Annotated in this window: 15 protein-coding genes; 8 read left to right on the top strand and 7 right to left on the bottom strand. The window is 62.2% G+C overall.

Annotation, left to right across the window (positions count from 1 at the left end):
- Positions 1–145: 145 nt before the first annotated feature.
- The 6 genes from AC1DPR_RS23620 to hemC all read right to left on the bottom strand — a co-directional run bounded on the left by AC1DPR_RS23620 (position 146) and on the right by hemC (position 5,948).
- Positions 146–907 (bottom strand): glutamine amidotransferase, encoded by a 762-nt coding sequence (locus tag AC1DPR_RS23620; RefSeq protein WP_169681401.1) that lies wholly within the window; start codon positions 905–907, stop codon positions 146–148.
- Entirely contained in the window at positions 897–1,382 is a 486-nt protein-coding gene (locus AC1DPR_RS23615) for a tellurite resistance TerB family protein (RefSeq protein ID WP_018855768.1), read from the bottom strand. The genes AC1DPR_RS23620 and AC1DPR_RS23615 overlap by 11 nt, the downstream gene beginning before the upstream one ends.
- A 15-nt stretch (positions 1,383–1,397) precedes the next feature.
- Positions 1,398–2,987 (bottom strand): heme biosynthesis HemY N-terminal domain-containing protein, encoded by a 1,590-nt coding sequence (locus AC1DPR_RS23610; RefSeq protein ID WP_477817245.1) that lies wholly within the window; start codon positions 2,985–2,987, stop codon positions 1,398–1,400.
- A 3-nt stretch (positions 2,988–2,990) separates the two neighbouring features.
- Positions 2,991–4,217 (bottom strand): COG4223 family protein, encoded by a 1,227-nt coding sequence (locus AC1DPR_RS23605; RefSeq protein ID WP_169681398.1) that lies wholly within the window; start codon positions 4,215–4,217, stop codon positions 2,991–2,993.
- Positions 4,218–4,306: 89 nt separating this feature from the next.
- Positions 4,307–5,011, bottom strand: a complete 705-nt coding sequence (locus tag AC1DPR_RS23600) for a uroporphyrinogen-III synthase (RefSeq protein ID WP_113471987.1) — start codon at positions 5,009–5,011, stop codon at positions 4,307–4,309.
- Positions 5,012–5,018: 7 nt separating this feature from the next.
- A complete protein-coding gene (hemC, locus tag AC1DPR_RS23595; protein ID WP_018855764.1) occupies positions 5,019–5,948 on the bottom strand; it encodes a hydroxymethylbilane synthase in 930 nt (309 codons plus the stop codon).
- Between the two features lie 73 nt (positions 5,949–6,021).
- Between hemC and tsaD the strand changes: the two genes are divergently transcribed.
- From tsaD to AC1DPR_RS23570, 5 genes are read left to right on the top strand one after another with little or no spacing between them, the layout of a single operon-like run.
- Complete coding sequence (tsaD, locus tag AC1DPR_RS23590; protein ID WP_018855763.1) at positions 6,022–7,119, top strand: tRNA (adenosine(37)-N6)-threonylcarbamoyltransferase complex transferase subunit TsaD; 1,098 nt, start codon at positions 6,022–6,024, stop codon at positions 7,117–7,119.
- Entirely contained in the window at positions 7,116–8,099 is a 984-nt protein-coding gene (locus AC1DPR_RS23585) for an NAD(P)H-dependent glycerol-3-phosphate dehydrogenase (protein ID WP_477817244.1), read from the top strand. The genes tsaD and AC1DPR_RS23585 overlap by 4 nt, the downstream gene beginning before the upstream one ends.
- A 10-nt stretch (positions 8,100–8,109) precedes the next feature.
- The gene (locus AC1DPR_RS23580) at positions 8,110–8,403 is read left to right on the top strand and encodes a YciI-like protein (RefSeq protein ID WP_018855761.1); all 294 of its coding nucleotides are present in this window, start codon (positions 8,110–8,112) and stop codon (positions 8,401–8,403) included.
- Positions 8,404–8,405: 2 nt separating this feature from the next.
- The gene (locus AC1DPR_RS23575) at positions 8,406–8,837 is read left to right on the top strand and encodes an EVE domain-containing protein (protein WP_025658181.1); all 432 of its coding nucleotides are present in this window, start codon (positions 8,406–8,408) and stop codon (positions 8,835–8,837) included.
- Between the two features lie 7 nt (positions 8,838–8,844).
- Positions 8,845–9,492 carry a class I SAM-dependent methyltransferase gene (locus AC1DPR_RS23570; protein ID WP_113471993.1) on the top strand — a complete coding sequence of 216 codons (648 nt, stop codon included), beginning with the start codon at positions 8,845–8,847 and terminating at the stop codon, positions 9,490–9,492.
- On the opposite strand, the gene AC1DPR_RS23565 is transcribed toward AC1DPR_RS23570, so the two are convergent.
- Positions 9,482–10,006, bottom strand: coding sequence for a hypothetical protein (locus AC1DPR_RS23565; RefSeq protein WP_018855758.1), 525 nt, complete (start codon positions 10,004–10,006; stop codon positions 9,482–9,484). The two genes, AC1DPR_RS23570 and AC1DPR_RS23565, sit on opposite strands and share 11 nt — an antisense overlap.
- A gap of 312 nt (positions 10,007–10,318) precedes the next feature.
- Between AC1DPR_RS23565 and sdhC the strand changes: the two genes are divergently transcribed.
- Genes sdhC through sdhA form a run of 3 tightly spaced genes read left to right on the top strand, consistent with a single transcriptional unit; the run spans position 10,319 to position 12,955 of the window.
- Positions 10,319–10,714 carry a succinate dehydrogenase, cytochrome b556 subunit gene (gene sdhC / locus AC1DPR_RS23560; protein WP_025658184.1) on the top strand — a complete coding sequence of 132 codons (396 nt, stop codon included), beginning with the start codon at positions 10,319–10,321 and terminating at the stop codon, positions 10,712–10,714.
- A gap of 11 nt (positions 10,715–10,725) precedes the next feature.
- A complete protein-coding gene (gene sdhD, locus AC1DPR_RS23555; RefSeq protein WP_018855756.1) occupies positions 10,726–11,106 on the top strand; it encodes a succinate dehydrogenase, hydrophobic membrane anchor protein in 381 nt (126 codons plus the stop codon).
- A gap of 7 nt (positions 11,107–11,113) precedes the next feature.
- Positions 11,114–12,955 carry a succinate dehydrogenase flavoprotein subunit gene (gene sdhA / locus AC1DPR_RS23550; protein WP_169681391.1) on the top strand — a complete coding sequence of 614 codons (1,842 nt, stop codon included), beginning with the start codon at positions 11,114–11,116 and terminating at the stop codon, positions 12,953–12,955.
- Positions 12,956–12,965 lie beyond the last annotated feature (10 nt).

Genomic DNA, 12,965 nt, shown 5'->3' with positions numbered 1-12,965 from the left:
CTTTTCGAACACGAGCCTCCAGATCCACATAGCTGAAGAGTTCGCCTGTCCTCACATCGCCGCCACGCATCCATCAGCTCCAAATCGCAATAAAGCGAGTGAATCACGACAGGAGCCTTGCGCCAATGCCTTTTTCAACAGCCTGCTAGGCGGGAAGTGTGGCGGCCTTGGCTGCTGCGACGGATTTGGACGTCTTGCCCTCGAAGACGATGTCGAGGAACTCGTTCAGCCATGCCTTCAGCGGCGCGTCGAAGAGCATACGTCCTTCCAGATGCTCACGACCCTGCTGCGCATTGGGAAGAATGAAGCGGTGGGCGCCGTGAACCACCCAGCGGTGCATCATCGCGCGTGTCAGCTCGGCATGGAACTGCAGCCCCCAGGCATGGCCGCCGTAGCGAAACGCCTGATTGGGATAGGTATCGCCCTCAGCCAGCAGTTCGGCACCATGCGGCAGGTCAAACCCTTCGCGATGAAAGTGGTAAACCATCCTCGGCCAGTGCATCAGCAGCCGGCCTTTCTCCGTCGGGCGCAGCGGATACCAACCGATCTCCGTGGAACCATCGGCGTTCGCCTGAACCTTGCCGCCGAGCTGCCTCACCAGCATCTGTGCGCCGAGGCAGATCCCGAGTAGCGGGCGCTTCTCCCTGAGCGGCACGTCCAGCCAGTTGATCTCCGACTTGACGAAGTCCTCGGTATCGTTGGCACTCATCGGGCCGCCGAAGACAACGGCGCCCGCATGCTCTGCAAGTGTGGAGGGCAGTTTGTCGCCGAGAACCGGGCGCCGGATATCGAGCCGATACCTTTTCTCGGCCAGCAGCTGACCGACCCGGCCAGCGCTCGAGCGCTCCTGATGCAGAACAATCAGGACTGGGCGCTTCTCGTGCTCCGGTAAGCGGTCAGTCGGCATCGTCCCCCACTACCTCGGTATCCGTGACCCGTCGTGCTGCTTCCTGCCGCTTCTGGATCCGCTCGCGCGCGGAAACACCGAGGAGTTCGGCAATGCGCCAGATTGCATCATCTTCCATTTCGCTGCGCTCGCCATCGGCATAGACAATGTCCCAGAGGACCCCAATCAGCTCGAGCCGCTGTTCCGTGTTGAGGTGGCGCTTGAGATCCGACGTGAAGCGGTAGTAGTCGACGGCATCGCTTTCCGCCTCACGGCCCGCGGCCATCAGCGCGTCGAGTTGCTTGCGGTCAAGCCCGTACTGGTCCTTCAACAGCTTGCGAAGCCGCTTCGTCTCACTGTCCTTGACCTGCCCGTCCGCCTCCATGACCTGCATACAGAGCGCGGCCACCGCGATGCGCGGGTCGTCCGGCGCGAAGCCTTTCTTTGTGTTGTCGGAAGTCAGATTCTGAAAGAATTCCTGGAAGCGTTCGAACATTTAGATCCTGTTTGTCTAGAAAAGGCGAAGCCGTGTCTTGGGTTCTGGCTCCGCCGCTGGATTGCGAACGCCGGGATCGTCCGGCAGGCCGCCAAAGAAGGGGCGCGGTTCGGGTGAAGTTGCAGCTTCCGCCGCCTGCTTGCTTGATGCCGGCGGTTTCGGCGATGGACGCGCCGCCTCTATCGTGGCAGCCCGCTCGAGTTCGATGATGCGGTGATCGCTGGCCGGGCCTTCGGAGCGAGCTTCGCGCACCGGCGGCAGCGTTTTCAGGGCGCGGTCTATGGAGATCGTCTTGCTTTCATCGGCAACATTATCCACATGGTCGAACGGTGCCTTCCAGACGAAGGCATCCAGCCGACCGGTAATAGGCGAAAGCGGCAACCATTTGTCGGAAACGTAACCATCGGCGACCCATGCCGGGTCGCGCGGCGCCTTGAGGGCCTGGGCAAGCCAGTGGCGAACGCGGCCCTGATCACCCGTTTCGGCTTCTTCGATGTCCGCGAGCAGCAGGAAGGTTGCTTCGCGCGGCTCAATCCGGGCGGCAGCCTCCGCCTTGGTGCGGGCCTTGGCGAAATCCTGCGTGTCGAGGGCAGCCTGCGCCACGAGAAGCAGGGATTCGACGTTGTTCGGCCGTATCCCCTCCAGTCGCTCGGCGCGCTTCAGGCGATCAGCGGCAGAATCGCCGCTGCGGGCGCGAACATAGGTGCGACCGATGTCCGGGTGCGGGGCCGATTTCCATGCCTGTTCGAGGATGGATGCCGCCTTGCGCAGCTTGTCTTCGCGGAACAGCGCCTTCGCGGCGACAATCGCGGCAGGCTCGAAGTCGGCGGCGAGCTTCAGGGCATGCGTGGCGTCGTCGCGTGCTCCCGCCGGATCGTTCTCGAGCTTCTCGGTGGCGCGGGCGGTAAGCAGAACCGCGCGAAGCCGATCCGCCTCAGCCTTTTCGATGACGCGGCCAGCCCTTTGTTGTTCCAGCAGTCGCATCGCATCATCCCAGCGACCCGCCTGGCTGCGATACTCAAGCGTTGCCTGTGCTGCCCAAGGCAGATAGGGCGCGTTGTCCGCGGCCTTTTCCGCATATTGACGCGCCGCCTCATTGGCGCCGAGCCGCTTGGCTTCCAGATACAGTCCGCGCAGCCCGAGCTCGCGGGTCTCGGGATCATTGGTCATCGCCTCGAACTTGGCGCGCGCTTCGTCGTGGCGACCTTCGATCAGCGCCGCCTGCGCCTCAAGGAGGGCGATCAGCGGCTCCTGATCGGCGCGGAGCAATCCTTGCGAACGGGCGGCCATCTTGCGCGCCATCAGCGCATTGCCGGCACCAGCCGCGATCAGGCCAGTCGACAGAGCCTGATAACCGCGGTCGCGCTTGCGGGCACGGAAATAGCGAGTGACGGAGTAGGGCGACGTCCAGAGTGTGCGCAGCAGCCACCACGCGGCCATCACGGCCGCGATGAGCGCGATCAGGGCGCTTGCCGCCACGACCAGCCGGGTCTGGTAAAGCTGCCCTTCCCAGACCAGCGAAAGATCGCCCGGGCGATCTGCCAGCCAGGAAAATCCGCAGCCTAGTGCGAGGACGACGAGGGCAAATATGACGAGCCTGACCATGCCTCAGCCCTCCTTGCCGGCGCTGGAGACCGCGTTGGACAGGGCGCTGCCCACAAGATCCTCGACGCGGATGCGGGCTTCCAGCGATTGCTTGAAAGCGGCGGAGGCCTGTTTTGCCTGAGCAGGCAGATCGGCCCATTCGGACGCGGCGCCCTGCAGGTCGCCGTTCTTCACCTTGTCTTCCATGCGCGCGGCAATTGCCTCGACGCTCTCACCCTCAATATTGCCGACGGGGCGGATCGTTACCAGCGACTTGGCGCTTGCCATCAACCGGTCGGACCAAGTCTGGTCGGGAGCGGCCTGATTGACGGAACCGACGATGGCGGTTGCAACATCCGGGACCTGGCGGATCAGTTCGGCGCGCGAGGGAACGCCGGTTTCGGCGAAGTTGCGCAGATCTGCAACGGCCGGATCGTCAGGAGAGACGCCGGCAAAGGTGTCGAGCTCGGCGACGAACGGTCCGCCGCGATCGATCGCCGCCTTCAAAGCGGCGGCCGCGATGGCCTTGGCGACGGCAACGTCGCGCCGCGGCTCGTTCAGCTTCTTCTCGATTTCGGCCAGGTGTTGCGTGATATCGGCGCCGTCGGCGGCTTTTTGTTCCGTTGTCTGGGAGACCGCGGCCCGTAGCTGGTCGATCTGGCCGGTCAGGTCGGCGATCTTCTGATTGAAAGCATCGACCGCAGCCGTGTCGGCAGCAGCCGGCAGGGTCTTGGCCGTCACTTCCAGCGCAGCAATACGCTGTTCCAGCGCGCCGTTATCTGGCGTGGAGGGGGCAGCGGCGAGATTGGCGACCGATTGCTTGAGCCCGTCGATTTCAGCCGAGAGATTGGAGACATCGGCAGGGGGTGAAGCAGGCGCGGACGAGCCGGGCAGAAACCCGGCATATTGAATGGCTCCGGCGCCGACAAGTGCGATCAGGCCGCCGACAATGCCGGCGGCGATCAGGCCCGATGTGCTGTTGCGCGGGAAGGTGGGCGGTGCTGGCGGTGCCGGCTCGCTCGTTTCGGGTGCGGGTTCGGCTGCAGCCTTTGGCGCTTCGTCAGGCGATGGCTCGTCGGTCAATTCAGGCTGCGCTTGAGGCTCATCCACGGTACCGGGTTTCGGCACATCGGCCGGTTCCTCGGCTTTCGTCTCGGCATCCTTGGCAGAAGCAAATTCCTGCTTATCCAGATCGATAGTGACCGGCTTCTCGGTGCTCTTCGAGTGGCGAGGCGGATTTCCTGGTGCCATGAGACCCTCTTAATTATGCAATGCAACGAAACTAGTCAGTGATGCCAGACAAGGAAAGAGGTTAGACGAAATTTGGGCACGCAGCGCGTTCAAAGGAGCGACAAAAGGCTGCGCTCCTCCGGCATCGCCGCGATGCTCACAGCGCCCCGCAGCGACGCGGGGACCATCTCTGCAACGGATTTGCTGAGGCAGAGAAGACGTATTCCGTCTACCCGATCGGGTCGCATCTGCGGCTCAGCGACACGGAAGAAGTCTTCTGCTGTCTGGCGCGAGAAAAACAGGATCGCATCCGGCCGCTGCTCAAAGATTGTGTCCAGCGCTTGCGGCGCGATCGGTGTCGGCTCCATCCGGTAGCACTCCGCGACGGTAATCCGCAGGCCGATTTCGCTTGCACGCTTCTCGAAGGTCTCCGCTCTCGGCGATCCCGCCAGATAGAGAACGGAGCCCCCTGCTTTTTTCGCAATCGTCTCAGCAAGCTCGGCGCCGCTGCCGCCCGATGCCGTGACGGAGCTAAAGCCGATCGCCCGCGCTTCCTCAGCCGTCGCATCACCGACCGCAAAGAGGGGGCGAGCGAGGTGAACGGCCAGCTCGGCGTCATGGGCTGTGAGCGCCCGGATCGTTTCGGCACTGGTGATCGCGATGCTGCCCTTGGTCGTGCTCAAGCCGCGCAACGCCGCGTTGGCGTCGTGAACCGGATGCGACAGGGGCAGCAGTATCGGTTCGTGTCCTAGCTCGCGAAGACGCTTGGCGGTGCGCTCGCCCGAATGCTGAGGACGGGTCACGAGCACGCGCATTAGGACATCAGCTCCAGTCGTCGAAGAAACTGCTGCCGGCGCGGGCGCGGATCTCCTGCCCTGCGCGGGTGCCCAAAGCGGCCGCATCGCGCCTGTGGCCATCGACGCTGATGGCATGCTGGTTGCGGCCATCAGGTGTGATGATCAAGCCGGAGAAGCGGACCTGGTCGCCTTCGCAGACGGCGTAACCGCCGATCGGCGTGCGGCAGGAGCCGTCCAAGGCGGCAAGGAAGGCCCTTTCACAGGAAACCGCGTCGAAGGTCGCGGCATCGTTGATGGGCGCAAGCAGGCTATCGATGCGGGTGTCGCCGATGCGGCTTTCAATGCAGATGGCGCCCTGTGCCGGTGCAGGCGGAAAGGTTTCAGCAGGGAGGATATCGGTTATCACCTCGACCTTGCCGAGCCGCTTCAAGCCGGCAAGCGCAAGCAGCGTGGCGTCGACCTGGCCTTCTTGCAGCTTTCTAAGCCGCGTATCGACGAGGCCACGAAAGGTGATGACGTTGATGTCTGGACGCATGCGGCGGATAAGCGCCTGACGGCGAAGCGAAGAGGAGCCGACCGTCGCGCCGTGGGGCAGGTCCATCAGTTTTGGCGCAGTGCGTCCGATCACCGCGTCCCGGACATCCTCGCGCGGCAGAAAGGCCGAAAGACAGAGCCCCTCCGGAAGCTGTGTCGGCATGTCCTTGGCGGAATGCACGGCAATGTCGAGGTCGCCGCTCGCAAGTTGCTGCTCCAGCTCTTCGGTGAAAAGTCCCTTGCCGCCGATCTGGGCCAGCGAACGGTCGGTGATGCGATCGCCCTTGGTGCTCAGTACGACGATTTCGAACATTGCTTCGGGCAGTCCATGCGCCGCCATCAGCCTGTCACGTGCCTCGTGAGCCTGGGCAAGCGCCAGCGGGCTGCCTCGAGTACCGATCCGGAAAGGTTTTGTTTGCATCCGCATTGATCCGTTGTTACCGGAGTTCCTCGTAAACAGGTTTAAGATCCATCGCAATCAACGATCAGGTTTCATGGCGCCCTTTCTGCGTATTCTCGGCATCGAAACAAGCTGCGACGAAACCGCCGCGGCTGTGGTCGAGCGAGCCGTCGACGGGCAGCCGACGGTGCGTTCGGACGTCGTCTTGAGCCAGCTCGAGGAGCACAGCGCCTATGGCGGCGTTGTGCCGGAGATTGCGGCCCGCGCCCATGTCGAGGCACTCGATACGCTGATCGACGAAGCCTTGAAACGCGCCAATGTGTCGCTCTCCGATATCGATGCCATCGCGGCAACCTCGGGGCCTGGCCTGATCGGCGGTCTGCTTGTCGGCCTCATGACCGGAAAGGCAATCGCCAAGGCGTCCGGAAAACCGCTCTATGCCGTCAACCATCTCGAAGGGCACGCATTGACGGCGCGGCTGACGGATGGGCTCGCATTTCCCTATCTGATGCTGCTCGTTTCCGGCGGCCATACGCAGCTTATTCTTGTCCGGGGTGTCGGGCAATACGAGCGCTGGGGCACGACGATCGACGACGCCCTCGGCGAAGCTTTCGACAAGACGGCGAAGTTGCTGAGCCTGCCGTATCCAGGCGGACCGGCGGTCGAGCGCGCGGCCAAGAGCGGTGACCCGGACCGCTTCAACTTTCCGCGCCCTCTGGTTGGCGAGGCGAAACTGAATTTCTCGTTTTCCGGCCTGAAGACGGCCGTACGCCAGGCCGCAACCGAAATCGCGCCATTGACGGAGCAGGATGTCGCGGACATCTGTGCCTCATTCCAGAAGGCGATCTCGCGAACGCTGAAGGATCGTATTGGCCGGGGTCTGGAGCGCTTCAAGGCCGAGTTTCCGCAGGTCGACGGCGGACCGGCCCTTGTGGTTGCTGGCGGGGTCGCTGCCAATCTGGAGGTTCGCAGCACCCTGCAGTCGCTTTGCGACAAGCATGGCTTTCGCTTTGTCGCGCCGCCGCTCAGATTGTGCACCGATAACGCCGTGATGATCGCCTGGGCGGGTCTGGAGCGCATGGCGACAGGCGTCGAGCCGGATGATCTCGACGTGCAGCCGCGTTCGCGCTGGCCGCTGGATTCCAACGCCGAAACGCTGCTTGGCTTTGGCAAACGGGGAGCGAAAGCATGAGCGAGAAGATCGCCGTTATCGGAGCTGGTGCTTTTGGAACCGCGCTTGCCGCGGTGATCGCGCTGACCGAGCGCAATGCGGTGACGCTCGTCGGCCGAGATCCTGAGCTGATCGCGGGCTTGCAGGCTGAGCATTTGCATGACGCTGTCTTGCCAGGCATCGCCTTGCCGGAGTCGCTCGCCTTCTCTGCCGAGCCGGCCGCGATCAGCGACGCCGACATCGTCCTCTTCGCGATGCCCTCACAGGCGCAGGCGGATGCGGCAAGACAATACCGCCCCTATCTCCAGAACAATGCGATCGTCGTGACCTGTGCAAAGGGCATTGAGCGGACAACCGGCAATCTGCTGACCGACATGCTGGAGCGCGAAATACCGGGCCACCCTATCGCCGTGCTATCGGGGCCGGGATTTGCCGCCGATATCGCCAAGGGCTTGCCGACTGCCATGGCGATCGCCTGTGCGGATATCGATGTTGCCGAAAGGCTGGCGCATGCGATCTCTGGCCGAACATTCCGGCTTTATGCCTCGTCAGACCGGATCGGCGTCCAGCTCGGCGGAGCGCTGAAGAACGTTCTGGCGATCGCCTGCGGCATTGTCGAAGGCGCCGGTATCGGAGACTCTGCGCGGGCGGCGCTGATTGCGCGCGGGCTTGCCGAGATGTCGCGTTTTGTCGTCGCCAAAGGCGGGCAGGCGGACACGGTGCGCGGGTTGTCCGGCCTTGGCGACCTGGTGCTGACGGCAACCAGCCATCAATCTCGTAACCTGCGCTTCGGCATTGCCCTTGGTCGCGGCGAGACCGTCGATCCCACTCATGGCGAACTCGTAGAGGGCGCCTTTGCGGCGGCTGTTGCGTCGCGCCTTGCGCAGTCGCTCAATGTCAGCATGCCGATTACCGATGCCGTATCCGCTATCATCGAAGGCAAGCTCGGAATTGCCGAGGCCATCGATCAGCTCATGACGCGTCCGATTACGACTGAATAGGAGTTCCGATATGCTTTTTGCCCTCCTCTGCAAGGATAAGCCCGATCACCTCAACGTCCGCATGGAGGCGCGGCCCGCCCATGTGGAACATCTCAACAAGCTCAATGCCGAGGGCGTGTTGAAGATGGCTGGCCCGTTTCTCGACGCTGATGGCAAGCCCTGCGGCAGCCTGGTCATCATTCATGCCGATACGATCGAAGCGGCGAAGGCGCTGTCGGACAGCGACCCCTACGCCAAGGCCGGCCTTTTTGAGAGCGTCGACATCAAGCCCTTCAATTGGGTCTTCAACAATCCGGAGGCTTGAGCGTGGCGCATTGGCTCTACAAATCAGAACCCGCTTCCTGGTCGTGGGAGCAGCAGAAGGCGGCCGGCGAGAAGGGCACCGAATGGACCGGTGTCCGCAACTATCTCGCCCGCAACAACATGCGGGCGATGCAGCTTGGCGATAAGGGGTTCTTCTACCACTCCAACGAAGGTCTCGAGATCGTCGGTATCGTCGAGGTCTGCGCTCTGTCTCACCCGGACTCGACAGCAGCCGGCGATGACCGCTGGGACTGCGTCGACATTCGCGCCGTCTGCGATATCCCCAAGCCGGTTTCGCTGAAGGACATCAAGGCCAACGAGAAGTTTGCCAAGATGTCGCTCGTCACTTCCATGCGGCTTTCGGTCCAGCCGGTAACAGACGAAGAGTATCTCGAGATTTGCCGGCTGGGTGGCCTCGACAATCCGCCGCGGTGAGCCGCCGTTGAAAACCGAACCCGAGGTCTTCATCCGCGCGAATACCAGTCCAATGGCGCCGCCGCATGTGCCCGAAATTCGGCTGCATCTGGCGGACGAAGCCCACGAGCTATGGCTAAAGACGGAAGAGGAGCTTGCGGAAATCGGCCTGCCGCCGCCTTTCTGGGCATTCGCCTGGGCGGGCGGCCAAGGGCTGGCACGCTACGTACTCGATCATCCTGATATCGTTGCCGGCAAATGCGTCCTCGACTTTGCCACGGGTTCCGGCCTTGTTGCGATTGCGGCAAAGCTCGCGGGAGCGGCGAAGGTCGTTGCCGCCGACATCGACCCCTGGACCGAAACCGCTGTGTGGCTGAACGCCGAACTGAACAAGGCGGATATCGATTTTATCGGTGCCGATCTGATCGGCCGCAACGTCGAGGCTGACATTCTGCTCGCCGGCGACGTCTTCTACGACGCCGGCTTTGCGGCCGCGATCGTTCCATGGTTCAATATGCTCAGTCGCCAAGGCATCGCCATCTTCGTCGGGGATCCGGGACGCAGCTATCTTCCCAAGGAGAACCTGGAATTCTGCGCAGTCTACGAGGTTCCGGTTACCCGGGCGCTTGAAGACAGCGAGGTGAAGAAAACGACCGTTTGGCGCTTCACGGCCTGATAACGCAGACGCCGGCCTCGTAGGAGCAGCTGCTGCTCTTTGTGGTCACGTTGATCACCTTGGCCATTGGCGCAAGGGTAATGGTTCTTTGCTGGGCACCGACGCTATAGCCGCTCGCTGTGACGTAAGTCCCGCCGTCGGCGTCATACACGTAGGACGATCCCGAATAGGTGCCGCTTACGCCTGTGCCTGTCGGCGACTGAACGAGGACGATGACGTTGCGTCCGCCATAACCGCGATAACCACTATTGCCGCGATACGGGAATGACGCAGGCTTGATTAGGGGCGTCCGACCGAAGCGATGGCCGAACCGTTTGGAACCATCCGAGAATCGGATGCGTCCGTCGTTCCATCCAAAAAAAGGCCGACCGACGATCGTGGGTGCGTGATGCCTGAAGAATCCCTTACCACCGTGGCGAGAGAATGAACCCCTCCCAAAATCGTCCGCCGACATCGGCAGTGCGATCAAAACAGCGGCGACAAGTGAAACGAGCGCGGACATAGACTTCAGCATCGCGCGGATCTCCGAAAATGAAATGCTTAACAAAGCGTTAACTGCAAAATGCGCCAAAAGCCGCCGATTGTCCAGAAGACGTCTGGCCATGCCGTTCGCGCCAAGCGCGGGCCAGGCCGTCAAGCGCAGTTCGCGCCACCCAGAGACGCAAATCGATTAAATTAAATTGGGGGTGCAATTATACTTGTCGTTAGGGGCTTACGTGATTAAACGTCGCCATTGATGCGACGCACACAAAGAAATTTGTCATTCGTGTGATCGCCTTGAATGCTCCCTGATGGAGGAGCGCAGAGAAGACGCCGCGAGGTTCTGATGGCGAATGTGACAAATAACCGGCCCCTGTCGCCGCATTTGCAAATTTACAAACCAATCCCCACCATGGTCATGTCGATCGTTCACCGTATTACCGGTGGCGCGCTTTACGTCGGTACGCTGCTGGTCGCCTGGTGGCTGATCGCCGCCGCGACTGGCCAAGCCTACTATGACTGGGTCAACTGGATCCTCGGAAGCGTCGTCGGCAAGCTCGTGCTGCTTGGCTACACCTGGGCGCTTCTGCACCACATGGTTGGCGGTTTCCGTCACTTCGTCTGGGATCTCGGTTACGGCTTCGACAAGGAAGTCTCGACCAAGATGGCTCAAGCTTCGATCGTCATATCGCTCTGTCTGACCGTGCTGGTCTGGGTGATCGGCTTCCTTATTCGCTTCTGAAGGTTGTTCTCATGGATATGCGCACCCCCCTGGGTAAGGTTCGCGGCCTTGGCTCGGCCAAGGAAGGAACTGATCATTTCTGGCGCCAGCGCGTCACGGCGGTTGCCAACGTGCCGCTTTTTCTCTTCTTCATCATCTTCATGATCATTCACGCCGGCGAGCCTTATGCCGATGTGGTTCACGCCCTGTCCAACCCGCTTGTTGCGGTCGTAATGGGTCTGATGGTCGTTTCCGGCGTCATTCATATGCGGCTCGGCATGCAGGTCATCATCGAGGACTACGTTCATGGCGAATTCGCCAAGATCGCCCTGCTGATGCTGAACACGTTCTTTTCGATCCTGATGGCGGGGCTCTGTCTCTTCGCCATTCTGAAAATTGCATTCGTAGGATAACCGTATCATGGCACCGACTTCACCCGCTCAGAATGGGAAGGCCTACAAATACGTCGATCACTCATACGATGTGATCGTCGTCGGCGCCGGCGGCGCCGGTCTTCGCGCCACGCTTGGCATGGCCGAACAGGGTTTCCGCACCGCCTGCATCACCAAGGTATTCCCGACCCGCTCGCACACGGTCGCTGCCCAGGGCGGCATCGCCGCCTCGCTGCAGAATATGACGCCCGACAGCTGGCAGTGGCACCTCTACGACACCGTCAAGGGCTCCGACTGGCTCGGCGATGTCGACGCCATGCAGTATCTCACCATGGAAGCGCCGAAGGCGGTCTATGAGCTTGAGCATTACGGCGTTCCCTTCTCACGCAACGAGGAAGGCAAGATCTACCAGCGGCCGTTCGGCGGCCACATGCAGAACTTCGGCGAAGGCCCGCCGGTGCAGCGCACCTGCGCCGTTGCCGACCGTACCGGCCACGCGATCCTGCACACGCTCTATGGTCAGTCGCTGCGCAACAACGCCGAGTTCTTCATCGAGTATTTCGCGCTCGACCTGATCATGTCGGATGACGGCAGCCGCTGCACCGGCGTCGTCGCCTGGTGCCTCGATGACGGCACCATTCATCGCTTCGCCGCCAAGATGGTGGTGCTGGCGACCGGCGGTTATGGCCGCGCCTACTTCTCGGCAACCTCTGCCCATACCTGCACCGGCGACGGCGGCGGTATGGTGGCCCGCGCCGGTCTGCCGCTGCAGGACATGGAATTCGTACAGTTCCACCCGACCGGCATTTACGGTTCGGGCTGTCTCATCACCGAGGGCGCGCGCGGCGAAGGCGGCTACCTCGTCAACTCCGAGGGCGAGCGCTTTATGGAACGCTATGCCCCTTCGGCGAAGGACCTTGCCTCGCGCGACGTCGTTTCGCGCTGCATGACGCTTGAGATCCGCGAAGGTCGCGGCGTCGGCAAGAACAAGGACCACATCTTCCTGCATCTCGACCATCTCGATCCGGCCGTTCTGCACGAGCGCCTGCCGGGCATTTCCGAGAGCGCCAAGATCTTCGCCGGCGTCGACGTGACGCGCGAGCCGATCCCGGTCCTGCCGACTGTCCACTACAACATGGGCGGTATTCCGACGAACTACTGGGGCGAAGTGCTGAATGCCGACAGCTCCAATCCGGAGCGCATCATCCCCGGCCTGATGGCCGTGGGCGAAGCCGGTTGCGCCTCGGTGCACGGCGCCAATCGTCTCGGCTCCAACTCGCTGATCGACCTCGTGGTCTTCGGCCGCGCCGCTGCGATCCGCGCCGGCGAGGTCATCGATCGCAGCGCGCCGATCCCGCATCTCAACGTCGCCGCCTGCGACAAGATCATGGATCGCTTCGACAGCCTGCGCAATGCCAGCGGCGGCACGCCGACGGCGGTGCTGCGCGAGAAGATGCAGCGCGCCATGCAGGAAGACGCCGCCGTGTTCCGTACGCAGGAATCGCTGGAGTCGGGCTGCAAGCGCATCTCGGCCATCTGGCAGGAAATGCGCGACATCAAGGTCACCGACCGTTCGATGATCTGGAACTCCGACCTCGTGGAAACCCTCGAGCTGCAGAACCTGATGGCCAACGCCATCACGACGATCTACGGCGCCGAGGCTCGCAAGGAGAGCCGTGGTTCGCACGCACGCGAAGACTACACGGAAGGCGCTTTTGCCGGCCGTGACGACGTCAACTGGCGCAAGCACACACTTGCCTGGGTCAACGAGTCAGGCGACGTCAAGCTCGACTACCGCCCGGTTCACACCGAGCTCATCGCAGAGGGCATCGATCCCAAGAAGATCGCGCCCAAGGCTCGCGTGTACTAAAAGGAACCGG

Source organism: Rhizobium sp. 01T417 (genome assembly GCF_056398905.1).
This window is presented reverse-complemented; position numbering and strand designations above follow the sequence as displayed.

Coding starts and splice junctions, on each gene's coding strand:
- AC1DPR_RS23620 (WP_169681401.1), bottom strand. CDS start 907: ATGCCGACTGACCGCTTACCGGAGCACGAGAAGCGCCCAGTCCTGATT.
- AC1DPR_RS23615 (WP_018855768.1), bottom strand. CDS start 1,382: ATGTTCGAACGCTTCCAGGAATTCTTTCAGAATCTGACTTCCGACAAC.
- AC1DPR_RS23610 (WP_477817245.1), bottom strand. CDS start 2,987: ATGGTCAGGCTCGTCATATTTGCCCTCGTCGTCCTCGCACTAGGCTGC.
- AC1DPR_RS23605 (WP_169681398.1), bottom strand. CDS start 4,217: ATGGCACCAGGAAATCCGCCTCGCCACTCGAAGAGCACCGAGAAGCCG.
- AC1DPR_RS23600 (WP_113471987.1), bottom strand. CDS start 5,011: ATGCGCGTGCTCGTGACCCGTCCTCAGCATTCGGGCGAGCGCACCGCC.
- hemC (WP_018855764.1), bottom strand. CDS start 5,948: ATGCAAACAAAACCTTTCCGGATCGGTACTCGAGGCAGCCCGCTGGCG.
- tsaD (WP_018855763.1), top strand. CDS start 6,022: ATGGCGCCCTTTCTGCGTATTCTCGGCATCGAAACAAGCTGCGACGAA.
- AC1DPR_RS23585 (WP_477817244.1), top strand. CDS start 7,116: ATGAGCGAGAAGATCGCCGTTATCGGAGCTGGTGCTTTTGGAACCGCG.
- AC1DPR_RS23580 (WP_018855761.1), top strand. CDS start 8,110: ATGCTTTTTGCCCTCCTCTGCAAGGATAAGCCCGATCACCTCAACGTC.
- AC1DPR_RS23565 (WP_018855758.1), bottom strand. CDS start 10,006: ATGCTGAAGTCTATGTCCGCGCTCGTTTCACTTGTCGCCGCTGTTTTG.
- sdhC (WP_025658184.1), top strand. CDS start 10,319: ATGGCGAATGTGACAAATAACCGGCCCCTGTCGCCGCATTTGCAAATT.
- sdhD (WP_018855756.1), top strand. CDS start 10,726: ATGGATATGCGCACCCCCCTGGGTAAGGTTCGCGGCCTTGGCTCGGCC.
- sdhA (WP_169681391.1), top strand. CDS start 11,114: ATGGCACCGACTTCACCCGCTCAGAATGGGAAGGCCTACAAATACGTC.